Below are 23,865 nucleotides of genomic sequence, written 5' to 3'. Positions count from 1 at the left end.
CCCGCGGAATATGACATGACAGTGTTGTCGCGACGCCCGAAATCGACGCCCACATCATTTCGAGAGAGGCCCACAGTCATGAGGCAAAGCACTCTTCTGATGCCGGCAGAGCTTCACGCGTACATGATGGCGCACAGCACCGGACCCGACGCCGTCCAGGAGCGCCTCGCCGAGCGGACCAAGGAGTTCGCGGACGTCGCCCACTGGCAGACCGCTCCCGAGCAGAGCCCGTTCCTGACCCTGCTGGTGCAGACGCTGGGCGCGCACAACGCGGTCGAGGTCGGCACGTTCACCGGTATGTCGGCGCTCGCGATAGCCCGTGGCCTGCGGCCGGGCGGCAGGTTGCTGTGCTGCGACGTCGACGACACCTGGACCCCCCTCGCCCGGGAGGCGTGGCAGGCCGCCGGCGTCGAGGACCGCATCGACCTGCGCATAGCACCGGCGATCGAGACGCTGCGTTCCCTGCCGAATACCGCTCAGGTGGATTTCTCTTTCGTGGACGCGGAGAAGACCGGGTACTGGGACTACTTCAGTGAACTCGTCGTCCGTACCCGGCCCGGCGGTCTCCTGGTATTCGACAACGTCTTCCGCAAGGGGCGGGTGCTCAATCCGTCCAGTGAGGTCGACGACGCCATCGTCGATTTCAACGACAGGCTCGCCAAGGACGACCGCGTCGATGTCGTCATGCTGCCGATCGCCGACGGGATGACCATCGCGCGCCGCAGGCCGTGACGCCCTGCCTCCCGGCCCCGCCCTCCCACCGCGGGGCCGCGGGCGACGTCATCGGTGCAGCACCGTCCGGAGCGTCTCGCGAAGCCCGGCGATCGCCTCGGCGGGGTCGTCCACGGGAGTCGAACAGCGCCAGGCGATGACGCAGTCGGGCCGGACCAGCAGACAGCCGCGCTCGTCGAGGCCGTCGGTCACCCGCTGCCAGGAGCCGTAGACGTCACGGGCGCCGTCCTCGTCGATCCGGACCACCTTCAACGGGATGCCGAACTCAGCCGCGCACACCCGCGCGGCCTCGGCCCAGGCCCCGCCCGCCAGTCCCGTCACCACGGTGAAACCCCCGCCTCCGACCAGGTCCAGGGTGGAGAGACGATGCCCCGCGGTGTCGACGAGCCACGCGTGGGGCAGTTTGGCCCCCGGCCGGATGGACGGCTGCGCGTACAGGTCGCGGTCGCGGCGCCACTCCTCGGCGGGGCCCGCGTCGGGCACCACCGCCGATGAGACGTAACGCTGGTTCATCTCCACGCCGTGCGCGCTGAACTCGTAGTGCTTGAGCTGCATGGCCTCGGCCAGTTCCCGTCTGCGCCGGGCGCCCTCGGCGGTCGGCAGCCGGCCGCGGCGCACACCGGCCGCGGCGTCGCCGGACACCAGGCCGTCACCCAGACCCAGCGCCTCGAAGAGCGGGACGAACTCGCCCGTGCTGCGATTGGCACGGGTGACGACCTGCTCGCCGACCGGGGCCCGTTCGTCGCTGTAGGTCTCCAGGAGCCCCGGACCGGCCTGGCCGCGCAGGACGAGTGCCAGTTTCCACGCCAGGTTGTAGGAGTCCTGGACCGAGGTGTTCGAACCGAGGCCGTTGGACGGCGGGTGCCGGTGCACCGCGTCACCGGCGCAGAAGACCCGGCCGGCCGAATAGGCCTTCGCATACATGTCGTTGACGGTCCACAGCGAGGTCGACTCGATCCGGACGTCGATGTCCGGGTCGCCGAGAAGCCCGGTCACGACCCGCTCGGCCTCCGCGTGGTCGAGGACCGGCTCCGGGCCGTTGATGTCGTATCCCCACACCGCCATCCACCTGCTCCAGGGCCGGACCATGCGCAGGGCGCCCATGCCGATGCCGCCGATTCCCTCGCCGGGGCGGACCACCCAGTACAGGACGCCGGGCCGGTGCTGTACGTAGCGGGTGAGGTCGGCCTCGAAGACGATGTTCATGCTGCCCCCCTTGCCCTCCTCGCCGACGAAGGGGAGGCCGATCTGCTGTGCGACCCGGCTGCGGCCACCGTCCGCGCCGATCAGGTAGCGGGCGCGCAGAGTGAACTCGTCCCCCCGCAGCCGGTCGCGCAGCAGCGCGGTGACGCCGTCCGCGTCCTGCTCCAGGCCGAGGAACTCGGTGTCGAAGCGGACCTTCGCGCCACGCCGGGCGGCGTTGCCGATCAGCACGGGCTCCAGGTACGGCTGCGGCAGATCGAGCATCGGGCAGGGACTTGCGGCCGCGTACTCCGTCAGCCGCTCGTCCTCCGTGCCCCAGGTGCGAATGCGGGCTATCTCCTCACCGGCGAGGCTGGTGCAGAAGACGCTCTCCCCCATCAGGTGTTGCGGGGTGCCCACCGACAGGGCCTCCTCCTCGACGCCGAGGTCCCGCAGCACCTCCATGGTCCGCTGATTCGTGATGTGGGCGCGGGGGCTGTCGGCGACCCAGCCGTGCTTGCCGATGACCACCGTGTCCACGCCGTAGGTGGCCAGCGCCAGCGCGGCGGCGCCGCCGGCCGGACCGCCGCCCACGACCAGGACGTCCGTGTCGAAATTCCCGTCACTTCGCATGCGCCACTCCCGTCGAAACGTCGAAACGTGTTGATGTGCTGCGCATCTGAAAACAGCGTCGGCGTCATTCCGCGCACATGCCTTTCCGCGCGAACGACCCCGGAAATAGTCGCGCTCTCGGCGCGGGCCCAGCGTGGCAGCGGGCGGCGGGAGCAGGCAACCTGCCCCGACCGGGGGTGCACCGGTGTCCCGTCGACAGGACATTCAGTTCCGCATTCACCTGTCAGCCGCTATGTTCGAGAGCGGTCGGAACTCGCTGAAGAAATACAGAAGGACGTTCCCATGCCACTTTCCATACCTCGTAATGGACGCTGAGATCATGCGCGTCCACTCCTCATTAATTCAGCGCGGATTGGACGAAGAGGTTCTGGCGAGATGCCTGTCGGCAGCCGGGCCGGACCGGTGCCGCGTGGTCACCCCGCGGCGACAGGACAAAATGGCGGGTAGTGGAGCATTCCGCGACCGAGGTGCCCATGCCGTCCTCTCACCCACCTCCGTCGACGAGGTCCGCTCGCTGCTGCGCAGCCTCGCCGCGGGCGACCGCGGGCCGGACGCCGTCCGGGTGCAGCCCTGCAGCACAGGTCTCAACTGGGGCTTCGGCGCGGACCAGCCGGCCGACGACGGTGCCGTCCTGATGGAACTGCGGGGCCTCGCGGCCATCCGGGAACTCGACCTGGACAACGGCATCGCGGTCGTCGAACCCGGCGTCACCCAGGGCATGCTGGCCGAGCGGCTCCAGGGCAGCCCCTACCTGCTCAACGTCACCGCCTCGTCCTCCCACACCAGCGTCGTCGGCAACGCGCTGGACCGCGGTGTCGGCCTGCACCGGCAGCGCACCGAGGACGTCCTGGGGCTCGAAGTGGTCCTGGCCGACGGCAGGGTGGTGCACGTCGGCCGCTGGCCGGGACCCCGGGTCGCGCCGGCCCCCTACGCCCACCGGGTCGGTCCCGGCCTCGCGGAACTGTTCGTCCAGTCGGGCATGGGAGTGGTCACCGCGGCGGCCGTACGTCTGATGCCCCGCCCCGAGACCTTCCGCGTGGTGCGGCTGGCCTTCGCCGCCACCGCCCTCCCGGCTGCGGCCCGGTTCCTGGCCGGGGTGCGGGCGGACCGGCTGGCGTCCGGAGTGATCAAGGTCTTCAGCTCACAGGCGGCCGCCGCCTACGGCGGGACGTCCGACGCCGGCTACTTCGCCTACGTGCACATCGGCGGTGCCGCGCGCATGGTCGACGCGGCGGTCGACGTGCTCACCGAACGGGCGGCCCGGGCCGGGGTGTTCGCACCGCCCCGCGTCCACGGGCCCGGCGACCACGGGACGACGATCGCCGAACACGCCACCCTGCGTGCCTACGCCGGTGATCCGACCGCCAACGACGCCATGGTCGAGGACATCTTCCGGGTTCCCGTCCGGGAGACCGAACTCCGCGGGACGGCGGGCTGGCTGTTCTTCACCCCTGTGCTCCCGCTGAACGGCGCGGCGCTGGGCAGGGCGGCCGAGCTGCTGGCCACGGCGGCCCTGCAACTGGGCAGCGGGATGGTCGTCGGCCACACCTTCAACCTGATGCCCGGGGGCTGGGTCGACATGGTCGTGTCCATCCGCTTCCCCCGGGACACCGCCACCTCACGGCGGGCCCAGGCGCTCCTCGACGCACTGCACGACCGTTTCGCGGGGGCCGGTTTCCTGCCGTACCGCCTCGACATCGACCACGCGGACGCGGCTGCCAAGCTGCGCGACGAACCGGAGTTGGAGGAGCTGCTCGCCCGGCTCAAGGACCTCCTCGACCCCCACCACCTGATATCCGGGGGACGCTATGCAGCTCACCGATGACTTTCCCCGTCACCTCGTCGCCACCGCCGACCTGTCCACCGCCCATGTGAGGCAACTGCTCGCCGAGGCCGCACGGCTGCGCGAGACGCCCCCGAAGCACGCGCAGACCCTCCTCGACGGCGCGATCGTCGCCACCCTGTTCTTCCAGCCCAGCACACGTACCCGGCTCGGTTTCGAGGCGGCCGCACTCCGCCTGGGCGCGCGCGTGACGGGATTCGCCGACCCCAGCACTTCGCGTTCCGTCGACTACATCGGCGAGAGCCTGGAGGACACGGCCAGGGTCGTCTCCGAGCTCAGCGACGCCCTGGTGCTGCGGCACTACGTCACCGGAGCAGCCCGCAGGGCCGCGCAGGCCGCCGTCTGCCCCGTCGTCAACGGTGGCGACGGCTCCAACGAGCATCCCACGCAGGCACTCAGCGACATCTGGACCATGACGCGCCGTCTGGGCGGTCTGGACGGAGCCGTGGTCGCCCTGGTCGGCGACCCCGGCACCAGGGTGCTGCGCTCACTGGTGCACCTGCTCGCGCGCCTTCCGGTGAAGCGGCTGCTGTTCCTGGTCCCGCCCGCGGCACCCCTGATCATGGCGGGCCTCGACGCGGTCACCCACACCACGCTGCCGGCCGACCTCGCGGCGGTCCTGGAGGAGTCCGGCACGCCGTACGAGTTCCGCTCCGACGTCACCGAGCTGCTCGCCGAGGCGGACGTCGTCGAGATGATGCCGATCGACGTCCCGTCCCTGGAGACCCAGCCGTCCGCGCTGAGTTCACACGTCTACGTGACCCCGGAGCCCTACCGGATCACCGCCGCCAAGATGCGCGCCGTCGGATCCAGGGCGCTGGTCCTGCACCCGGGGCCGCGCAAGGACGAACTGCACCCGGACGTGGACGGAACGCCGGGCGGCCTGTACTTCGAACAGGTCAAGGACTCCATGTACCTGCGGATGGCCGTACTCACACAGTTGGTGATGCGCAGGTGAGGACTTCGAGGACGGACATGACCGGACCGGCGTTGCCCCGAGCAGTCGCAGTCGCAGTCGCAGAACCAGAAGCAGCCGTGGACGCCGAGACGATCGGCTTCGACGAGATCCTGCGCCGGGTGCGGGCTCTGGCGCCGCGCATCACCGCGCGCTCCGAGGAGATCGAGAACGCCCGCCGGCTGCCCCGCGACCTGGTGGAGGACCTTCGCCGATGCGGCGTCTTCCGGGCGACGATGCCCGCCGCGTGGGGCGGGCCCCAGCTGACGTCGATGGAGCAGATCGCGCTCATCGAGGAGGTGTCGGCCGCCGACGCCGCCGTCGGATGGTGCGTCATGATCGGAATGGACTCGGGCATCTACGCCGGGCATCTGACTCCCGGTGCGGCCGCGGAACTCTACCCCCGCCTCGACCTCGTCACCGCGGGGTGGATCGCCCCGGCCGGAGTGGCGCACGAGACGGCCGGCGGCTACCTCGTGGACGGGCACTGGCGGTTCGGCAGCGGTTGCACCCACGCGGACGTCATCGCCGGTGGCTGCACCGTCCACCGCGACGGCGAACCGCTGCTGGACGAGGCCGGGAATCCGGTCACCAGGATCGTGCTGGCGCCTTCCGACCGCTATGCCGTCGAGGACACCTGGCACACCACCGGCCTCGCGGGTACGGGCAGTTGCGACTACCGGGCCGAGCAGCTCTTCGTCCCCGCCGAGCACACCTTCTCCTTCGACGAGCCCCGCCGTGACGAACCGATGTACCGGCGCCCGGACACCGTCGTCAGGAAGATGCCGGGTGTCCCGCTCGGTCTGGCCCGCGCCGCCATCGGGCACGTCCACGGCCTCGTGGACGGGCGATTCGAGGGACCCGGCGTGCCGTGGCGGTCGTCCCGCCACGTCCAGGCCGTCCTGGCCGAGTGCGAGATGCGGCTCACCGTGGCACGCTCCGCCGTCCACGCGACCGTCGAAGCCGTGTGGGAGCGCCTCGTCGCCGGCGGCCGGCCGACGCAGAAGGAGCGCGCCGACGCCGCCCTGGCCCGGTATCACGCCTTCCGCAGCGCCCGCACCATCGCCCACACGCTCTACGACCTGGTGGGCGGCGACGCCACCCATCGTTCGAGGACGCCCCTGGACCGGGCGGTCCGCGACAGCACCACGGCGTGCCAGCACGTCGTGGGGCAGCACCGCATCCTCGAATGGAGCGGCCAGCTCCTCCTCGGTGACGAACCAGGAGCCGCGTTCGTCTGAACCGCAGCCGACCTCCCGCGCCTCACGAACGAAGGAAACCCGTGTCCCAGGACCGCAGACTGGCAGCGATCGGGCACGTCCTGAACCCAGGCGTGCCACCCCTCGTCGAACCCTTCCCCGAAACTCCCACGGCGTGGGCACAGGCCCATGCCCTGAGCTGGCCGGACCTCCCGGACCGGTACGTGGTACGGCTCATCGACGCCGGCGCCTGCGAACGCGAGGCCGTCCGCACCGAGTTCCGGGCCGCCCGGCTGCTCGGCGAGCAGGGCATCGGCCCGGCCGTCCGGCACGCCGACGCCGAGACGGGCGTCCTGGTGATGGACCGGGTGGACGGCCACCCGGTGCGCCCGGCCGCCCGGTGGCAGGCGTTGTCCGTGGCGGACCTGCTGGCGCGGCTGCACTCCCTCGCGTGGGACGACCCCAGCCGGCTGTACGCAGACAAGCGCCGGGCCGCCAACGAGACCGTGCTGCGGCTCACGGAACGGTTTCCCACGCTCGCGCTCTTCGGTGAGGCACTGCGCGCGTTCGACGCGCTCCGCAGCGGTCTGCGCGGCCTCGCCGTGCCGCAGACCCTGTGCCACAACGACCTCAATCCGGGCAACATGCTCTTCGACGGCCGGCGCGGCTGGCTGATCGACTTCGATCACGTCGGCCTCGGCGATCCCCTTTTCGACGTGGCCACGGCCCTCGACTCGCTCGGCCTCCCACCGAGGGCGGCCGGCGCCTTCCTGGTGCGCTACTTCGGCCGTCCTCCCACCGAGGACGAGAGGGCCCGGCTCGAACTGCTGGGCTGCCTGGCCCTGTTGCGCTACGGCCTGAGCGGACTCTCCCTCGTCCCGGAGAGTCTTGTGCCCCACCTCGCCTCGTGGACGCCCGACGACGTCGGCAGGCCGTGGGTCTTCGAGCGGTCCCCGCACGAGCCCTTGGGACGATCCGTCTTCCGCCTCAGCCTGGGCTTCGCCACGGCCGGGCTCGCCCGGCTCCGCGCGGAACCGGCCACCCGCGCCCTGCGGGCGCTCGGCATCGGTACGGACGTCACGGCGCGGCGCGAGGCGGCACGGGTGGGGAGCGGCCATGCGCAGCGATGACCCGAAACTGCTGGCCCGGCACATCGTGCCCCTCGTCCGTCCTTCGGACGTCCTGCTCGCGGTCGGTCCCGCCTTCGACGGGCGTGACCCCTGGGCGCCGCCCCAGTTGCTGCTCATCGGCCCGGGGCAGCCGCCCGGGGGCGTCACCGCCACGGTCGGCGCCATGCGGTGGGGCACCTACAGCGTCGCCGGCGGCGACCCGGTCAGGCTGGGTTTCTGGACCAGCCAGGAGCTGTCCGCGATCGCCGAGACCGTCGATCACCTCGCCCTGGCCCTGCGGGTGCCCGCCGTACGGGCGCACTTCCCCCACCTCGACCTCGGGACCCGCAAGCTGCTGCACGACCTGCGCCGCGGGGACGTCCTGGCCGGCGCCTCGGAGGCCCGCGTCTGGCGGGAGCGGCTGGGGCTCGATCAGCTGCATCTGTACGTCGCCGCGATCCACCTGCGGCGCTTCGCCGCCCGGCGCCGTCAGGCCGAGAGCCTGCTCGAGAACGAGGACGTCGAGGACGCCGGGTGGATGCTGAGCGAATGCGGGGTCGAACTCCTCGCCGCCCTGCTCGCCACGGCCGGTGAGACCAACCCGAGGCGCCACTGGCATCCACGGCTGCTCCGCCTGCACCAGGAGACCATCGGCGCGGACGACACGGCACGCGTCCTGCGCCTGCTGAGGCTGGGCCCGTGCGCGGCGGGCGGCGCCGACACGATCCGGGCCGCCCTGCGGGAGGCGGACCGGATCCACGCCGGAGTCCTGCGTCGCTGCCCGTCGCTCTCGGACCCGTCCGCCCGCTCCGCCACCGTGGCCTGAATCCCGGATTCCGCAACCGGGCCGGGGCGCCGCCCCTGCCCTTCCCCCCCGTCGTGTGCCCTGTGCACCGCCCTCAAGGAGACGCCATGCCCGCCATCGAGTTCATCGGCTACAGCCGCGAGGAGGCCGTCGAACGGATGGAGCGTTACATTCCGCTCTTCGCCCACCTGGACTGGGCCGACGACTTCATCTTCCAGATCGAACCGGACAACAAGGTCATCGGCCTCAACCGCATCGAACAGCCGCTGGTGCGGGTGCGCTCGCGGTTTCCCGAACGCATCGAGATCACCCGGGACATCCTCCGCGACCACGAGGACGTCGAGAGTTTCGTCATCGACTTCCGAGCCCGCCGTGTGCAGGACTGACCAGGAAACGGAAGGAGACGACCGATGCTGATCTGCGGCGTCAAGACGACGCACGACGGTGGCGTCGCCCTCGTGGAGGACGGCCGCCTCGTCTTCTCCACGGAGATGGAGAAGCTCGGCAACAACCAGCGCTACGCGAAGATCAAGGACTTCTCCACGGTCTTCGAACTGCTGGCAGAACACGGCTACCGGCCCGAGGACATCGACCACTTCGTCCTGGACGGCTGGTACAAGACCCACAAGATCCAGTCATGGCACGGCCAGGAGTTCGAGGCGGTCCTCGCCCCCTACCGGCGCGGCCTGCTCGACGACGATCTGCTGCGCGCCTACCCGAACTCCGTCCAGGACCTGCCGTACCTGAGCTTCACCCACTACGCCGGCCATGTCGCGTCCGGCTACTGCGCCAGTCCGTTCGCCCGCGCGGGACAGGGTTCCTACGTCCTCGCCTGGGACGGCTGGATGTTCCCCTTCCTCTACCACGTGGACGGACAGAGCCGGAGGGTGACCGGCTGCGGCCCGCTCATGCCGGTGATCGGCGACTCCTACCTGCAACTGGGACAGCTCTTCCCGCCGTTCGACGAACCGATCGAGTACCCGCACATCCTCGGTCTCGCGGGCAAGATCATGGCCTACATCGCCCTGGGGGAGGTCAGGCCGGAAGCCGTCGAGCACATCGACCGGACCATCGACGCGGCCTTCCACGAGGTGCTGGGCGACCGGCCGGACGACGACCGGTTCTACCAGGTGGGCAACGGCGTGGAGATCCTGAAGAGGATCAAGAAGAACGTGGCCCTGCCCGGAGTGGAACCGGCGGACATGCTCGCCTCCCTCCACCACACCCTGAGCCGGAGGCTGGTCGACGGTGTCCGGGAGAAGGTCGCCGCGGCGGACCTCCCCGACCGCAACCTCGTCGTCGTCGGCGGCTGCGGACTCAACATCAAGTGGAACAGCGCCCTGCGGGACAGCGGAGTCTTCGACACCGTGTGGGTGCCGCCCTTCCCCAACGACTCCGGCAGCGCCATCGGAACCGCCTGCGCCGCCATGCTCACCCGGACCGAACGGATCGCGCTCGACTGGGACGTGTACTCGGGTCCGGCCCTGAAGGACTCCACCCCGCTGCCCGGCTGGCGCGAGGAGACCTGCGACCTGCGTGACCTCGCCCGGCTGATGCACGAGAACGACGAACCGGTGGTCTTCCTCAACGGACGGGCCGAGATCGGTCCGAGGGCGCTGGGCAACCGCAGCATCCTCGCCCCCGCCGGCTCGGAGAAGATGAAGGACCTGCTGAACGAGGTCAAGGACCGCGAGTTCTACCGGCCCGTCGCCCCGATCTGCCTGGAGGAGTTCGCCCCTGAGATCTTCTCCCCGGGAACCCCGGACCCGTACATGCTGTTCGACCACGCGGTGCGCGACTCCTGGAAGGACCGCGTCCCGGCGGTGCGCCACCTCGACGGCACCGCCCGCCTGCAGACCGTGAGCCGCTCCCAGAACGAGGCCGTCCACGAGCTCCTCACGCACTACCGCGAGCTGAGCGGAATCCCGCTGCTGTGCAACACCAGCGCGAACCTCAAGGGCTGCGGATTCTTCCCTGACGTCCGTTCGGCCATGGAATGGGGCCGTGTCCGCCTCATCTGGTCCGAGGGACGACTCTTCACGCGTGCCGACTGACGGCCCGGCAAGGACGAACACATGACGAGTCTGATCGCCACCATGGGCCCTGCCCTTCTCGCCCCGCAGACCCTGTACGACGCGGTCGCCCGGGGAGTGTCGGCCCTGCGTTTCTCGGCGTCGAAGTTCTCGGCGGACGAACTGGCCGCACAGGCGAGGCGGGCGGCCGAGACCGGGGCCGCCCTCGGCCGGCCCCTCGACCTGCTCCTCGACCTTCCGGGCGCCAAGACCCGGCTGACCAACGAGGACTGGTTCCCGCTGGCCGGCGTGGAACGCCTGCGCGTCCTGTTCGGTCCCGCACCGGCCCGACGGGACCTGCCCGTCCCGGAGATCGGCACGACCGGCATGGCGATCGCGCCCTACATCGAGCCCGGTGACGTCCTGGTGCTGGGCGACGGGGAGAACGCGCTGCGCGTCGAGTCCTGCACCGCCGACGGCTGCCTGACCCGCCCGCTCACCGAAGGGGACGTGGGACGGCAGAAGGGCATCAGTCTGCACGGCAAACCCCAGGCGTACCAGGCGCTGGGCGAGGCCGAGACCACCGCGCTGAAGGGCCTCACCGACAGCGTCTTCTCCGGGGTCATCGTCTCCTTCGTCGAGGGCCCGGACGTGGTGGAGGAGGTGCGCTCCCTGGTCGGAGAGGCACCGGCCGACGGCCGTCCGGCCCCCGCGGTCGTCGCGAAGATCGAGACCCGGGCCGGCGCCGAGCGGGCCGCCGAGGTGGCGCGCGCGGCGGACGGTGTGCTGCTGGGGCGCGGCGACCTGCTGCTCGACGCGGGCGAACTGGACTTCTACGACCTCGGCAAGAAGGTCATGAAGGAGACCCAGAAGGCCGGGCGTCCGATCATCGTCGGCACCCAGCTCATCCCGAGCCTGTCCGACGGCTGGCTGCCCAACCGGTCCGAACTGGCCTACCTCTCGCACCTGGTCGAGAAGGAGGTGGACGGTCTGCTGCTGGCGACCGAGACCACGGTGGGCAGTGCGCCGCTGCGCACCGTCGAACTCGTCACCGCCCTGATCGAGCGGTACGGGTCGGGCGCCGCGCCGGCACCGCTGTTCCCGAGCCGTATTCCCCAGTGAGCAGGAAGGCCCCATGTCCAGAATCGTCGTCACCCTCGGTCCCGCCACCCAGGACCGCCTGATCCTCGAACAGGTCGTCAAAGCGGGGGCGGACTCCTTCCGGTTCCCGGCGTCGAAGGCGTCGGTCGCCTCCCTGGCCGAGCTGGCGGCCGACGTGTCCTCGGTCGCCGCCGGCCTCGGCCGGGCCCCCGACCTGCTGCTCGACCTGCCGGGCGCCAAGACCCGCTTCACCAACGACGACCAGTTCTCCCTGAAGGGGATCTCGCGGGTACGGGTGCACTTCGCACCCGTGCCCTCCGACGTCCACCGAGAGGTGCCCGTCCTCGGGCTCACCGGAACGGACATCTCCGGGCGGGTCGGCCCCGGGGACGTCATCCTCATCGGCGACGGCGAGGACGCCCTCCGGGTGGAGCGGGTCGAAGCGGACCACTGCGTCACCATCCCCCTGACCGACGGGTTCCTCGGCAAACGCCGGGGGGTGGCCCTGCCGGGCGGGAGCGTCCCGGCGTCCGGGCTCACCGACAAGGACCGGGCCGCGCTGGCGACGCTCCCCGGATCGGTCTTCAGCGCTGTGATCATCTCCTTCGTCGAGTCGGCGGACGACGTGCGCGAGGCCCGGGACATCATGGCGGCCTCCGCCGCCGGCCACGACGTCCCGCCGTTGATCGCCAAGGTGGAGACGCGAGCCGGGGCGGCCGCCGTGCGGGAGATCGCCGAGTGCGCCGACGCGGTCCTGCTGGGCCGGGGGGACCTGCTGCTCGACTCCGGCCCGCTCGAGTTCTTCGACCTCTGCGAGAGCGTACGTACGGGCACGGCCGAGGCGGGGTGTCCCCTCATCGTCGGCACCCAGCTGCTGACCAGCCTGTCCGCCGGCTGGCTGCCGCACCGGTCCGAACTCGCCTACGTCAGCGAGCTGCTGAGGTCGGGCACGGCCGGACTGATGCTCGCCGACGAGACGGCCGCCGGGACGGCCCCGGTGCGCACCGTCGAGCTGCTGCGCGACCTGCGCGAGCGGTACACCGGAGCCGGCGACGTCCCGCCGCTCTTCCCCGCCCGCGCGGCCGCCGCGCACGCTCAAGGAGAGTGACCGTGGGCCGCCACATCCGACTGCCCCAGGTGGTCCCGCACCTGGCCGCCGCGGCCATGTCCGCGCAGCGTGACCCGTACGGCGCCCGCGGCCTGCTGGCATGTGCCGCGAGCGGCGGTCCGGGACCCGACCGCGACGTGATCGTCGCCGGCTGGGTCTTCTCCCACGACTTCCGGCAGACGCTTCTCGTCGACCACCCCCGGTTCGGCTGGCTGAGCCCGGGCGGACGCCTGGAGGCGGGGGAGTCACCGCCGGACGGCGCCCGCCGCGAGGTGGCGGAGGAGACCGGAACCGACCCGCGCCCGCTGCTGCCCGATCCGGTGGCGGTGCTCGGCAACCGGGAGCGCCCCGAACGGGTCTACGGGCTGGCCTACGCCTTCGTGGCCGACCCCGCGGCACCCCTGGCCCCGGAGGTCGGACAGCCCGCGGCCTGGTTCGCCATCGCGGACATGCCGCCCTGCCCGATGTTCCCACTCGACCACGAGGTCCTGGCGGCAACGGCCCGCGACCTCGCCCGTGAGCTGCGCGAGTCCCCCCGGGGCGCCTGAGCGGGGCCCTGTCCGGGACGAACCCATCCGAGATCCACGCTGGAGAAGACGAGACGACATGGACAGACCGCCCGTGCCCGGCATTCTCATAGAGGGTCACGAGTACAGCGGCAAGAGCACGTTGGCACGAGGCGTCGCGGACGTCCTGCGGCGCCGCGGACTGACGGTGCGCGCCTCGCACGGAACCCTGACCGGGGACCCGCTCGTGCGGTCGCTGCTGGACGAGGCGCTGACGGTCTTCGAAGGCGCCGAGCACCACGAGTTCCGCCACCCGAGGACCTGGCGCCGTTTCAACAGCCGGCGCTCGGCGCAACTGGTGCTGGACACCGAGCTGTTCAGGGAGCTGGGACCCGGCCCCGGCGAGATCCTCGTACAGGACCGCTACTGGCTTCCGCAGTACGCCTTCAACCAGTACTTCACGCCCGCCGAGGGCTATCTCAGCGAGGCATGGATCGCCTCCCGCGTGCCGAGGTTCACCGTGCAGGTCTATCTGACCTGCGACGCCGAGACCCGGCGCCGTCGGGCCGCGACACGCGACGGCGCCCGTGCCAAGCACCCGCTCAACGCGTTCCTGCGGCGGCACCTCGACGAAGTCGCCGGTCTCGACCGGTTCACCGCCGGGCTCGTCGAGGGCAGTCCCCACTGGCTGGTGCTGCGGTCCGACCGGCTCTCGCCGCAGGAGCTGACCGACGCGGTCGTGCGGCGGTTCGACGCCCGTCCGGGCGCCCGCCCCGCGGAGCCGGTGGCGGCCGGGGCCGGGGCGGATCGGCGGTCGACGGGGTGAGGTCGCCGCTGACCGGGCCGGGCGGCGACGACGACCGCACGGACCGCTGGTGCATCATCGGGGCCGGCCCCGCCGGCCTGGCCACCGCGAAGAACTTCCGCGACGCGGGCCTGCCCTTCGAGATCGTGGAGCGCCAGGCCGGCCTGGGCGGGATCTGGCGCTACGGCGAACCGGGCGGCGTGGTGTACCGGTCCACCTGCATGATCTCCTCCAAGCGGCTCAGCGCCTTCCGTGGATTCCCGATGCCGGCGGCCGCGCAGGACTTCCTGGGGCACCGTGAGGCGCTCGCCTATCTCACCGACTACGCGCACGCCAACGGCCTGCCGGAGCACATCCGTCACGGACACGCGGTGAGCCGGGTCAGGCGGGAGGGCGAGGCCTGGTCGGTGACGTTCGAGGACGGCCGCACCTGCCTCTACCGGGGTGTCGTCGTCGCGTCCGGACACCACTGGGACCCGAAGCCGGCCCGGTTTCCCGGCCGCTTCGACGGCCGGGTCCTGCACTCCAGCGAGTACCGGACCCCCGCCGTGCTCCAGGGCAAACGCGTGCTGATCGTCGGAACCGGAAACTCCGGGACCGACATAGCGGTGGAGTCGTCACGTGTCGCCGCCCGCACCCTGAACTCGGTCCGGCAGGGCTGCCACTACCTGCCCAAGTACTTCCTGGGGCGGCCGATGGACGAGGTCATGGAGTGGTTCGTACGCGCCCGGGCCCCGCGCTTCGTCCACCGGTGGATCCGGCGGATCGCGATCTGGTGCGTCTTCGGCAACCCCTCCAGATTCGGGCTGCCGCGGCCGTCCGCGCGCATCATGGACGGTCGGCTCATCCTCAACTCGGAACTGGTGCACCACGTCGCCCACGGGTCCGTCGTGTCCAAGCCCGACGTGGCGGAACTCCGCGGTGACCGGGTCCGCTTCACGGACGGCTCCGAGGAGAAGGTCGACGTCATCGTCCACGCCACGGGCTTCAACGCCTCCCTGCCCTTCCTGTCGCCCGACGACCTGCCCCTGAAGGGCTCCGGCCGGTATCCGAACCTGGCCCTGCACCTCTTCCACCCCGTTCACGACGGCCTCTTCGTCGTCGGCATGATCCAGCCCGACAGCGGTGCCTGGTGGCTCTTCGACGACCAGGCCGCCACGGTGGCCGCCTACATCCGTGCCACGCAGGAGGGCGGGGCCGCCGCCGAGCGCGCCCGCGCCCTGGTGGCCGGCCACGCGGCCCGCGGCTACCAACCGCCGGGAACGCCCGGCCCCCACGCGTCACTGCGGGTCGAACACGCCCGTTACGCCAGGGTTCTGCGACGGCTGCGCCGGGACCTGGTCGCAGCCGCCGGGAAAGCCCGAGGAGAGAAGGTCCGAGGAGCACGATGAACAGTTCGCGCCAGACGACGCTGAGGGGCGTGCTCCTCGAAGGGCTCAACTTCGCCGGCAAGACGACGACGGCGGCCCGGCTCACCACACTGCTGCGGGCCCGGGGCACCGAGGTCCACTCGCGCCACTGCTACGTCTGCGACACCGACGGCACGCAGACCCTTCAGGCGCGGGCGAAGTCGTCCGTCGGCAAGAGCGCCGGCCGCCCCTTTCCCGATCCGGACCTGCTTCGCCCGTTCAACGTCATGAAGTCCGCCCAGATGGTCATCGACAGCGAACTCGCCACGGACTCCGTCTACACGGCGGGGGCGGCCGGCCCGGCCCTCGTACAGGACCGGCACTGGTTCACGCAGTACTGCAACAACCAGTACTTCAACCCCGGCGAGGGCTACCTCAGCGACGCATGGGTGGCCACCTGCGCGCCGCGGTTCACCGTCCAGGCGTACCTGACCTGCTCCCCGGCCGAACGGGAACGCCGGGCCGGCCGGCGAAAGGGCGATGCCCACGGGCTGAACTCCTATCTGCGGGCCAACCCGCAAGGCCTCGCGGCGCTCGACGCGTTCTGCATCGAGCGGATCGCCGACGACCCGTCCTGGATCGTTCTGACCACCGACGAGCTCTCCCAGGACGAGATCGCCGCACTGCTCCTCGGCCTCTTCCACGCACGGGACGACACGGCCGGATGATCTCCCAGGACGCGCCACGACACGGCCCGCCCGGTGGATCGCTCGTGCTGGCCGGCAGGACCGTCTCCCGCCTCGGCCTGGGCACGATGGGGCTGACCGGTCCGGGCAACTGGGGAGGGCCCCCGAACCCCGCCGCGGCCGTCCGGCTCCTGCGCACGGCCGTCGGCGAGCACGGCGTGACGCACATCGACACCGCCGACGCGTACGGCCCCCACACCGTCGAAGAGCTGATCCGCCGGGCCCTGCACCCGTACGGGGACGAACTGATCGTGGCCACGAAGGTCGGACTGGTCCGTCCCGGCCCCGGCGTGTACGAGCCACTGGGCCGTCCGGCATACCTGCGCCATGCCGTCGAGGCGTCACTGCGCCGACTGGGGTGCGAGCGCCTGTCCCTGTGCTACCTGCACCGGCTGGACGCAGCAGTGCCCCTCCCCGACCAGCTGGGCACCCTCGCCGACCTGCGGGACGAGGGGAAGATCGCCGGCATCGGTCTGTCCCGCGTCACGGTCGACGAGATCGACGGGGCACGCGCTCTCACCCCGATCGCCGCGGTCCAGAACCCGATGAACACCGCGCAGAGCCACGATCCGGCCCTGGACCACTGTCGCAGCCTGGGCATCCCCTACGTCGCCTACCGCCCGCTGGGCAAGGGCCGGCTCGTCGGCGGGGGACCGGGCCCCGTCCTCGGCCGGCTGCTGAACCTCGGCCCCCATGTCGCCGTCATCCCCGGCACGACCCGTGTCGACCACCTCCGGCAGCTGGTGGAGGCCGTACAGGTGGCCGGTCACCACGCCTGACGGCCGGCCGGGTCCCCAACTCCCCGAAGCGGAAAGGGATCTGTCGGTTATCTGTTCATCAGCCCCCTCCCCGCTGTTTTCAGTGCTTCATTCGATGTCGTGACGACCACAGCGAAACCGGAGAAGAACACGGCGCGCGGCGACGCCGAGGACGCCAAGAACGCCAAGTACGCGAAGTACGAAGAGGCGAGGCGGGCGGCGCAGGCGGCGAAGGCCGAGCGGCTTCCCGCGGGGGAGACCCGGCGAGCGCTGTACCGGTACTTCCGGCCGCACCGCGGCGCCATCGCCCTGGCCGGCCTTCTCACGCTGCTGGGCTCGGTGTCCGGCCTCCTCCAGCCACTGGCGGCCAAGGCGCTAGTGGACCGGCTCGGCGGCGACGACTCCATCGCCGGGATGCTGATCCTGCTCACCGCACTGGTGCTGCTCGGCTCCGCGATGCAGTCCATGGGCGCCTACGTGCTGGAGCGCACCGCCGAGTCCGTCGTGCTCGCGGCCCGGCGCACCCTGGTCGGGCGGCTGCTGCGGCTGCGCCTGTCGGAGGTGGAGCGCACCCAGCCGGGTGACCTGATGTCCCGGATCACCTCGGACACCACCCTGCTGAAGGCGGTGACGACCCAGGCGGTGGTCTCCGCGTTCACCGGCGGTCTGACCTTCCTCGCGACCATCGTGCTGATGGGCGTGATGGATCCGGTACTGCTCGGCGTCACGCTCGGCGTCATCGTGCTCGTCGGTATCGCCATGGCCCTGGTCATGCCGAAGATCTCACAGGCCACGGAACGCTCGCAGGAGGCGGTCGGCGTCATGTCCACCGCGCTGGAGCGGGCCTTCGGCGCCTATCGCACCGTCAAGGCCTCGGGCGCGGAGGCGCGCGAGACGGCTGTGCTCGACGAGGCGGCCCGTGAGGCCTGGCGCAACGGCGTGAAGTCGGCCAAGTGGCAGGCGCTGACGTGGAGTTCGATCGGTCTCTCGGTGCAGGTCTCGTTCCTGGCGGTGCTCGGCATCGGCGGGGCGCGGGTCGCCTCGGGCGCGATCCCGGTCTCCACGCTGGTGGCCTTTCTGCTGTTCCTCTTCTACCTGTTCGACCCGATCGGCAGGCTCGTCGAGGCGGTCCAGCAGTACCAGGTCGGCGCCGCGGCGATCGCCCGCATCACCCGGGCCGAGCTGCTGGAGACCGAGGACACCGAGAACACCGAGAACACCGAGAACACCGAGAACACCGAGAACACCGAGAACACCGAGGGCGCCGACGGCGAGCGGGAGCCGGCCGGCCGCCCGGGCACGACCCCCGCGACGGTGGCCTTCGAGGACGTGGCCTTCCGCTACGGCGACGATCTGCCCCACGTCCACCACGGCGTGACCTTCGAGGTGCCCGGACCCGGCATGACGGCCTTCGTGGGGCCCTCGGGGGCGGGCAAGACCACGGTGTTCGGCCTGATCGAGCGGTTCTACGAGGTCAGCGGTGGCCGTGTCCTCGTGGACGGCCGGGACGTGCGCGAGTGGCCGCTCGCCGAACTGCGCGCCGCCATCGGATATGTGGAGCAGGACGCACCCGTGCTGTCGGGCACCCTGCGCGAGAACCTCCTCTTCGCGGCGCCGGACGCAACCGAGGAGGAGCTCCGTGAGGTCGTCGTCCGCGCACGGCTCGAACCTCTCGTGGCGGGGCTGCCCGAGGGACTGGAAACCCTCGTCGGCCACCGCGGCTCGAAGCTGTCCGGCGGGGAGCGGCAGCGGGTGGCGATCGCCCGGGCGCTGCTGCGCAGGCCCCGGCTGCTGCTGCTCGACGAGGCGACCTCGCAGCTGGACGCGGTCAACGAACTGGCGCTGCGTGACGTGGTCGCCGAGGTGTCCCGGGACGTGACGGTCCTGGTGGTGGCGCACCGCCTGTCCACGGTGACCATGGCCGACCGCATCGTGGTGATGGACGCGGGCCGGGTCCGAGCGGTGGGCACCCACGCGGAACTCGTCTCCGACGACCCGCTGTACGCGGAACTGGCCGCGACCCAGTTCCTGGCCACGGCACCCGCCGAGACGTCGTCGGCACTGCGCTAGGGACAGCAGCGGGAAAAAGGAAAAGGGCGGATGAAAATCCGCCCTGACCTGCTACCACGCAGAAAAATCGGTGCCCCCAACGGGATTCGAACCCGTGCTACCGCCTTGAAAGGGCGGCGTCCTAGGCCGCTAGACGATGAGGGCTATCGGCCCGCCTGGGCGCCTCGCGGCGCGTCGGGGACGTGAGAAGCATATGGGATGGCGGGAGGTATCGCCAAAACGGTTTACGGGGCCGAGGTGGCAGGGGTCGGTGAGGTCGGGCCGGCTCCCGGCTTGTTCTCCTGGGACAGGTGGCGGGTGACCTCCGCCGTCGTCTCGCCCAGACCGCCCAGTTTGATGGCGTCCCAGGCCTGGAGGCGGCGGGTGTCGCGGTCGAAGTAGAGGATCGAGGCCTCGATCGGGGCCGGGTACTTGTGTTCCAGGGCGCGCAGGCCGCTGCCGCCCGTCGAGCCCTCCATGCGCAGCCGGGTGCCGCGCGGGAGGATCTCGTCGCCCTCGTGGTGGAGGTGGCCGCACAGGACCAGCGGCACCTCGCCGTCGACCTCGCGGGCCGCCGACGGCTCGTGGACCATGGCCACGTCGACGGGGGTCCCCGCGCTCCTCTGGTCGCTCAGGGCGGTCGCCAGACGGTCGCCGGCCAGTTCCTCCGACGGGGCGGCTCCGAGGACCTTCGAGCGGTCGGGGGTGAACTGCGGATCGCCCATGCCCGCGAAACGCAGGCCCCCGACCGTCTGAGCCCGTCCGCCGTCCAGTACGTGGACGTTCTTCATGCGCTGCAGATAGCGCTGCGTGATGCCCGAGTCGTGGTTGCCGCGGACCCAGACGTACGGCGCTCCCAGGTCGGCGATCGGGTCGAGGAACCCGTTCTCCGCCGCCGAGCCGTGGTCCATCGTGTCGCCCGTGTCGACGATCACGTTGACCTTGTACTGGTCCACCAGCGACGCGATGATCTTCCAGCTCGCGGGGTTGAGGTGGATGTCCGAGACGTGCAGGACACGGACGGTGGTCGGGTCCGGCTGGTAGGCGGGGAGCGTGGACGTGACGTCGTAGAGCTTCGTCACATTGGTCACCAGGCGGGCCAGCTCCTTCTGGTAGACGTCGAATTCGGTGACGATGTTGCGGGCGTTTCCGACCAGCGAGGGTGCGGAGGAGAGGAGTCCCGAGTACTTCGGTTCGAGGACGGACTCGGGGTTCCAGGTCGCGTACACCGAGGCTCCGCAGGCCATGAGGAGGGCCAGGGCCGTGCCGCCGGCGGCGAGGGCGCGGCGGGGGCGGCGGTAGACCGCGAGGCCCAGGGCCGTGGCTCCCGAGACGACGGCGACGCAGGAGCGCAGGGCCACGTCGAGGGTGCCGTGCTCGACGTCGTGGGCGACCTCGTCCTGGAGGCCGGTGAGGCGTTCGGGGTGGTCCACCAGGGCCTGGGCGCGGACCGGGTCGAGCTGGTCGACGTTCACGTCCAGGCGGAGCGGCGCGTGGTGGCTGTTCAGGTGCAGGGCGCCGAGCGGCGAGACATTGATCTTCGTGCCGCCGCTGAGGGAGGGGCGCAGGGTCATCGTCGTGTCCATGGGGCCGACCGGGACCCGTACGTTTCCGACGATCAGCAGCCCCAGCCAGGCGCCGAGCAGGACCACGGCTGCCAGGCCCAGGGCGCGGGGCCAGGGGTGCGGCTGCCGGACCAGCTCGAGCGTCGGCTGGGGACGGCGGGCGCGGTAGTGGCGGGCGAGGGTGCGCGGGGACTTGCGCACCCGGTTCAGGACGGTGGCGGCGATGGCGGGGACGCGGGCCATTGGTCCCGTATGCCCAAGTGCGGGCATGGATATGCGGGTGGGTTCATGACTCTCGTACGGACGGGCCGTGGCCGACAATGGGCCTGTGCTGGAGATGACGCGCGAGGAGTTCGAGGAACTGGTCGCCGAGGCGCTCGACCGGATCCCGCCGGAGCTGACGCGGCTGATGGACAACGTCGCGGTGTTCGTGGAGGACGAGCCGCCGGCGGACGATCCCGAGCTGCTCGGGCTCTACGAGGGCACTCCGCTGACGGACCGGGGTGAGTGGTACGCCGGGGTGCTGCCGGACCGCATCACGATCTACCGGGGGCCGACGCTCAGGATGTGCGCGTCGCGGGAGGACGTCGTCGCGGAGACCGAGGTGACCGTGGTGCACGAGATCGCGCACCACTTCGGGATCGACGACGCCCGGCTGCACGCCCTGGGATACGGGTGAGCGGGGCGCGTGTCCTCTTGTGGGCGGCGGGAGTTGGGCAGGTTGACTCCTTTCCCCGCCTCGGAGGTGGCTTCCCGTGCGCCGCTTGTACGTACCCGTCCGTCTGGCCGCCACGGTCATGGCCGTCGCCGCTGCCGCCGGCTGCATGAGTGTGGGCGAGGACGGGGGAGGCGGCAGCGCGAAGCCGTCGCACTCCGCGGGGCAGCGGGGCGGTGAGGCGCCCGACGGCGGGTCGGGCCTGTCCGGCAGGGGCGTCGGTGCGGGCGTCGCCGACGGCAAGCACAAGGGCGGCAAGCGGGAGAAGGGCAAGGACGGGGAGTCGGCCTCCCCCTCGGCCTCGCCGTCCGCGGGGGACGGCCGGTCCGCGCCTCCGGCGGGCAAACCCGGCAAGAGCGAGAAGCCCGGGGTCCCCGCGCCGACGGTCGCCTCGCCGACTCCGACGCACACGGCCGAGCCGCAGCCGACGCCGACCGAGCAGCCGACCCCCGCCTCACCGGAGCCGACGGTCGCCGAGCCGTCCTCGTCGGCGCACGAGGAGACCTCGCCGCAGCTGGAGGAACGGGAGCCGGCGCCGACGGCGGGGTCGCCCGCCTAGGGACGTGACGAGCGTCTCGGGGACTCGGTTTGCCTTGGGGTGGGCAGGGTGCGTATGGTGGTAGATCGTTTGATCCCATTGCCCGGCGCCATTGCAGAGAGCGCCGCGTGGCGCGTTCTCTCCCTTGCCGTGGCTGACCGCATAGAGGCGGTCGTATTGCGAAATCACGGAGTTGACGGGCGCGTGCCGACGAGACTCCGGAAGGTTTCGCTTACGCATGTCCATTTCCAGTACTGATCACGTCGTCGTGCCCGAGAACGAGGGCACCGAGGACGTCACCGAGGCCGCTGCCGAAGTCACCTTCGCGGACCTCGGCCTCCCCGAGGGCGTGGTGCGCAAGCTCGCCCAGAACGGCGTGACCACCCCCTTCCCGATCCAGGCCGCGACCATCCCGGACGCCCTGGCCGGCAAGGACATCCTCGGCCGTGGCCGCACCGGCTCCGGCAAGACCCTCTCCTTCGGTCTGCCGACCCTGGCGCGTCTCGCCGGCGGCCGCACCGAGAAGCACAAGCCGCGCGCCGTCATCCTCACCCCGACCCGTGAGCTCGCGATGCAGGTCGCGGACGCCCTCCAGCCCTACGGCGACGTCCTCGGCCTCAAGATGAAGGTCGTCTGCGGCGGTACGTCGATGGGCAACCAGATCTACGCCCTGGAGCGCGGCGTCGACATCCTCGTCGCCACCCCGGGCCGACTGCGCGACATCATCAACCGCGGCGCCTGCTCCCTGGAGAACGTCGAGGTCGCCGTCCTCGACGAGGCCGACCAGATGTCCGACCTGGGCTTCCTGCCCGAGGTCACCGAGCTGCTCGACCAGGTCCCGGCCGGCGGCCAGCGGATGCTGTTCTCGGCCACGATGGAGAACGAGATCTCCACCCTGGTCAAGCGCTACCTGAGCGAGCCGGTCACGCACGAGGTCGACAGCGCCCAGGGCAACGTCACGACCATGTCGCACCACATCCTGATCGTGAAGCCCAAGGACAAGGCGCCGGTCACCGCGGCCATCGCCTCCCGCAAGGGCCGCACCATCATCTTCGTCCGCACCCAGCTGGGCGCGGACCGCATCGCCGAGCAGCTGCGCGAGGCCGGGGTGAAGGCCGACGCCCTGCACGGCGGCATGACCCAGGGCGCGCGCACCCGCACGCTGGCCGACTTCAAGGACGGTTACGTCAACGCGCTCGTCGCCACCGACGTCGCCGCCCGCGGCATCCACGTCGACGGCATCGACCTCGTCCTGAACGTCGACCCCGCCGGTGACCACAAGGACTACCTGCACCGCGCCGGCCGCACCGCTCGCGCGGGCCGCACCGGCACGGTCGTCTCCCTGTCGCTGCCGCACCAGCGCCGCCAGATCTTCCGGCTGATGGAGGACGCGGGCGTCGACGCCGGGCGTCACATCATCAACTCCGGTACGGCCTTCGAGCCCGAGGTCGCCGAGATCACCGGCGCCCGCTCGATGACCGAGGTCCAGGCCGAGGCCGCGGGCAACGCCGCCCAGCAGGCCGAGCGTGAGGTCGCGCACCTCACCAAGCAGCTGGAGCGGGCGCAGCGCCGCGCGACCGAGCTGCGCGAGGAGGCCGACCGCCTGGTGGCGAGGGTCGCCCGCGAGCGCGGCGAGGACCCCGAGGCCGCGGTGGCCGAGGCGCAGGCGGCGGTGGCCGAGGCTGCCGTCGAGGCGGCCGAGGTGTCGGTGCCCGAGCAGCCCGCCGCGCAGGACGTGGACCGGGCGCAGGCGCCGTCGTCGTACGAGCGTCGTGAGCGCCGGGACAACGACCGTGGCGGCTTCCGCCGGGACGACCGCCGGGACGACCGCGGTGGCCGTACCTTCGAGCGCCGGGACAACGACCGGGGCGACCGGGGCGGGTTCAACCGCGACCGTGACCGTGGGTTCGAGCGCCGGGACAACGACCGTGGCGGGTTCCGCCGCGACGACCGTCGGGACGACCGTGGTGGCCGTACCTTCGAGCGTCGTGACGACCGTGGTGGGCGTGGGTTCGAGCGTCGGGACAACGACCGTGGCGGGTTCCGCCGCGACGAGCGCCGGGACGACCGTGGTGGCCGTACCTTCGAGCGTCGTGACGACCGTGGTGGGCGTGGGTTCGAGCGTCGGGACAACGACCGTGGCGGGTTCCGCCGC

Annotated in this window: 21 protein-coding genes and 1 tRNA gene; 19 read left to right on the top strand and 3 right to left on the bottom strand. The window is 71.4% G+C overall.

Annotated features, from left to right (window positions below; genetic code table 11):
• Window positions 1-99 precede the first annotated feature (99 nt).
• Entirely contained in the window at window positions 100-732 is a 633-nt protein-coding gene (locus tag ACWC1K_RS38275; RefSeq protein ID WP_450837532.1) for an O-methyltransferase, read from the top strand.
• A 48-nt stretch (window positions 733-780) separates the two neighbouring features.
• Here ACWC1K_RS38275 and ACWC1K_RS38270 read toward each other — a convergent pair whose 3' ends face one another.
• Complete coding sequence (locus tag ACWC1K_RS38270; protein WP_450837530.1) at window positions 781-2,547, bottom strand: FAD-dependent oxidoreductase; 1,767 nt, start codon at window positions 2,545-2,547, stop codon at window positions 781-783.
• Between the two features lie 436 nt (window positions 2,548-2,983).
• Here ACWC1K_RS38270 and ACWC1K_RS38265 point away from each other — a divergent pair, with 436 nt between their 5' ends.
• The 15 genes from ACWC1K_RS38265 to ACWC1K_RS38195 all read left to right on the top strand — a co-directional run bounded on the left by ACWC1K_RS38265 (window position 2,984) and on the right by ACWC1K_RS38195 (window position 18,913).
• Window positions 2,984-4,372 carry an FAD-binding oxidoreductase gene (locus ACWC1K_RS38265; RefSeq protein WP_450837528.1) on the top strand — a complete coding sequence of 463 codons (1,389 nt, stop codon included), beginning with the start codon at window positions 2,984-2,986 and terminating at the stop codon, window positions 4,370-4,372.
• The gene (locus tag ACWC1K_RS38260) at window positions 4,356-5,348 is read left to right on the top strand and encodes an aspartate/ornithine carbamoyltransferase family protein (protein ID WP_450837526.1); all 993 of its coding nucleotides are present in this window, start codon (window positions 4,356-4,358) and stop codon (window positions 5,346-5,348) included. The genes ACWC1K_RS38265 and ACWC1K_RS38260 overlap by 17 nt, the downstream gene beginning before the upstream one ends.
• A gap of 77 nt (window positions 5,349-5,425) precedes the next feature.
• A complete protein-coding gene (locus ACWC1K_RS38255; protein WP_450837525.1) occupies window positions 5,426-6,586 on the top strand; it encodes an acyl-CoA dehydrogenase family protein in 1,161 nt (386 codons plus the stop codon).
• A gap of 41 nt (window positions 6,587-6,627) precedes the next feature.
• Entirely contained in the window at window positions 6,628-7,674 is a 1,047-nt protein-coding gene (locus ACWC1K_RS38250; protein ID WP_450837523.1) for a phosphotransferase, read from the top strand.
• The gene (locus ACWC1K_RS38245; RefSeq protein WP_450837521.1) at window positions 7,661-8,479 is read left to right on the top strand and encodes a hypothetical protein; all 819 of its coding nucleotides are present in this window, start codon (window positions 7,661-7,663) and stop codon (window positions 8,477-8,479) included. Before ACWC1K_RS38250 ends, ACWC1K_RS38245 begins: the two co-directional genes overlap by 14 nt.
• An 86-nt stretch (window positions 8,480-8,565) precedes the next feature.
• Entirely contained in the window at window positions 8,566-8,844 is a 279-nt protein-coding gene (locus ACWC1K_RS38240; RefSeq protein ID WP_390695170.1) for a hypothetical protein, read from the top strand.
• A 24-nt stretch (window positions 8,845-8,868) separates the two neighbouring features.
• Window positions 8,869-10,512: a carbamoyltransferase N-terminal domain-containing protein gene (locus ACWC1K_RS38235; protein ID WP_450837520.1), complete on the top strand. Its 1,644-nt coding sequence runs from the start codon at window positions 8,869-8,871 to the stop codon at window positions 10,510-10,512.
• Window positions 10,513-10,533: 21 nt separating this feature from the next.
• Window positions 10,534-11,592, top strand: a complete 1,059-nt coding sequence (locus ACWC1K_RS38230; protein ID WP_450837518.1) for a pyruvate kinase — start codon at window positions 10,534-10,536, stop codon at window positions 11,590-11,592.
• Window positions 11,593-11,605: 13 nt separating this feature from the next.
• Window positions 11,606-12,679, top strand: a complete 1,074-nt coding sequence (locus tag ACWC1K_RS38225; protein WP_450837517.1) for a pyruvate kinase — start codon at window positions 11,606-11,608, stop codon at window positions 12,677-12,679.
• 2 nt (window positions 12,680-12,681) lie between these two features.
• Entirely contained in the window at window positions 12,682-13,227 is a 546-nt protein-coding gene (locus ACWC1K_RS38220) for an NUDIX hydrolase (protein WP_450837516.1), read from the top strand.
• 58 nt (window positions 13,228-13,285) lie between these two features.
• Complete coding sequence (locus ACWC1K_RS38215; RefSeq protein WP_450837514.1) at window positions 13,286-14,011, top strand: hypothetical protein; 726 nt, start codon at window positions 13,286-13,288, stop codon at window positions 14,009-14,011.
• Window positions 14,008-15,381 carry a flavin-containing monooxygenase gene (locus ACWC1K_RS38210; RefSeq protein WP_450837513.1) on the top strand — a complete coding sequence of 458 codons (1,374 nt, stop codon included), beginning with the start codon at window positions 14,008-14,010 and terminating at the stop codon, window positions 15,379-15,381. The genes ACWC1K_RS38215 and ACWC1K_RS38210 overlap by 4 nt, the downstream gene beginning before the upstream one ends.
• Window positions 15,378-16,067, top strand: a complete 690-nt coding sequence (locus tag ACWC1K_RS38205) for a hypothetical protein (RefSeq protein WP_450837512.1) — start codon at window positions 15,378-15,380, stop codon at window positions 16,065-16,067. Before ACWC1K_RS38210 ends, ACWC1K_RS38205 begins: the two co-directional genes overlap by 4 nt.
• Window positions 16,068-16,111: 44 nt before the next feature.
• On the top strand, window positions 16,112-16,864 hold the full coding sequence (locus ACWC1K_RS38200) for an aldo/keto reductase (RefSeq protein ID WP_450837511.1): 753 nt from the start codon (window positions 16,112-16,114) through the stop codon (window positions 16,862-16,864).
• Window positions 16,865-17,113: 249 nt separating this feature from the next.
• A complete protein-coding gene (locus ACWC1K_RS38195; protein ID WP_450837568.1) occupies window positions 17,114-18,913 on the top strand; it encodes an ABC transporter ATP-binding protein in 1,800 nt (599 codons plus the stop codon).
• A 71-nt stretch (window positions 18,914-18,984) separates the two neighbouring features.
• Here the strand turns inward: ACWC1K_RS38195 and ACWC1K_RS38190 are convergent.
• Window positions 18,985-19,057: transfer RNA gene (locus ACWC1K_RS38190), tRNA-Glu, on the bottom strand.
• Between the two features lie 80 nt (window positions 19,058-19,137).
• Window positions 19,138-20,700, bottom strand: a complete 1,563-nt coding sequence (locus tag ACWC1K_RS38185; RefSeq protein ID WP_450837509.1) for a metallophosphoesterase family protein — start codon at window positions 20,698-20,700, stop codon at window positions 19,138-19,140.
• Between the two features lie 85 nt (window positions 20,701-20,785).
• Between ACWC1K_RS38185 and ACWC1K_RS38180 the strand changes: the two genes are divergently transcribed.
• From ACWC1K_RS38180 to ACWC1K_RS38170, 3 genes are all read left to right on the top strand, one after another.
• Window positions 20,786-21,136 (top strand): metallopeptidase family protein, encoded by a 351-nt coding sequence (locus ACWC1K_RS38180; RefSeq protein ID WP_013002436.1) that lies wholly within the window; start codon window positions 20,786-20,788, stop codon window positions 21,134-21,136.
• A 76-nt stretch (window positions 21,137-21,212) separates the two neighbouring features.
• On the top strand, window positions 21,213-21,731 hold the full coding sequence (locus ACWC1K_RS38175; RefSeq protein ID WP_450837508.1) for a hypothetical protein: 519 nt from the start codon (window positions 21,213-21,215) through the stop codon (window positions 21,729-21,731).
• A 217-nt stretch (window positions 21,732-21,948) separates the two neighbouring features.
• The coding region (locus ACWC1K_RS38170; protein WP_450837507.1) for a DEAD/DEAH box helicase at window positions 21,949-23,865 on the top strand (1,917 nt) is incomplete at its 3' end.

The sequence above is a fragment of the Streptomyces sp. NPDC001492 genome, from assembly GCF_053597275.1.
The sequence above is the reverse complement of the archived record's forward strand: the minus strand, read 5'-3'. Positions and strand labels throughout refer to the sequence as shown.

What these genes read in the sequence shown, in the direction of transcription:
- ACWC1K_RS38275 (WP_450837532.1), top strand. Translation starts at nt 100, where the DNA reads ATGCCGGCAGAGCTTCACGCGTACATGATGGCGCACAGCACCGGACCC.
- ACWC1K_RS38270 (WP_450837530.1), bottom strand. Translation starts at nt 2,547, where the DNA reads ATGCGAAGTGACGGGAATTTCGACACGGACGTCCTGGTCGTGGGCGGC.
- ACWC1K_RS38265 (WP_450837528.1), top strand. Translation starts at nt 2,984, where the DNA reads ATGGCGGGTAGTGGAGCATTCCGCGACCGAGGTGCCCATGCCGTCCTC.
- ACWC1K_RS38260 (WP_450837526.1), top strand. Translation starts at nt 4,356, where the DNA reads ATGCAGCTCACCGATGACTTTCCCCGTCACCTCGTCGCCACCGCCGAC.
- ACWC1K_RS38245 (WP_450837521.1), top strand. Translation starts at nt 7,661, where the DNA reads ATGCGCAGCGATGACCCGAAACTGCTGGCCCGGCACATCGTGCCCCTC.
- ACWC1K_RS38240 (WP_390695170.1), top strand. Translation starts at nt 8,566, where the DNA reads ATGCCCGCCATCGAGTTCATCGGCTACAGCCGCGAGGAGGCCGTCGAA.
- ACWC1K_RS38235 (WP_450837520.1), top strand. Translation starts at nt 8,869, where the DNA reads ATGCTGATCTGCGGCGTCAAGACGACGCACGACGGTGGCGTCGCCCTC.
- ACWC1K_RS38230 (WP_450837518.1), top strand. Translation starts at nt 10,534, where the DNA reads ATGACGAGTCTGATCGCCACCATGGGCCCTGCCCTTCTCGCCCCGCAG.
- ACWC1K_RS38225 (WP_450837517.1), top strand. Translation starts at nt 11,606, where the DNA reads ATGTCCAGAATCGTCGTCACCCTCGGTCCCGCCACCCAGGACCGCCTG.
- ACWC1K_RS38215 (WP_450837514.1), top strand. Translation starts at nt 13,286, where the DNA reads ATGGACAGACCGCCCGTGCCCGGCATTCTCATAGAGGGTCACGAGTAC.
- ACWC1K_RS38205 (WP_450837512.1), top strand. Translation starts at nt 15,378, where the DNA reads ATGAACAGTTCGCGCCAGACGACGCTGAGGGGCGTGCTCCTCGAAGGG.
- ACWC1K_RS38185 (WP_450837509.1), bottom strand. Translation starts at nt 20,700, where the DNA reads ATGGCCCGCGTCCCCGCCATCGCCGCCACCGTCCTGAACCGGGTGCGC.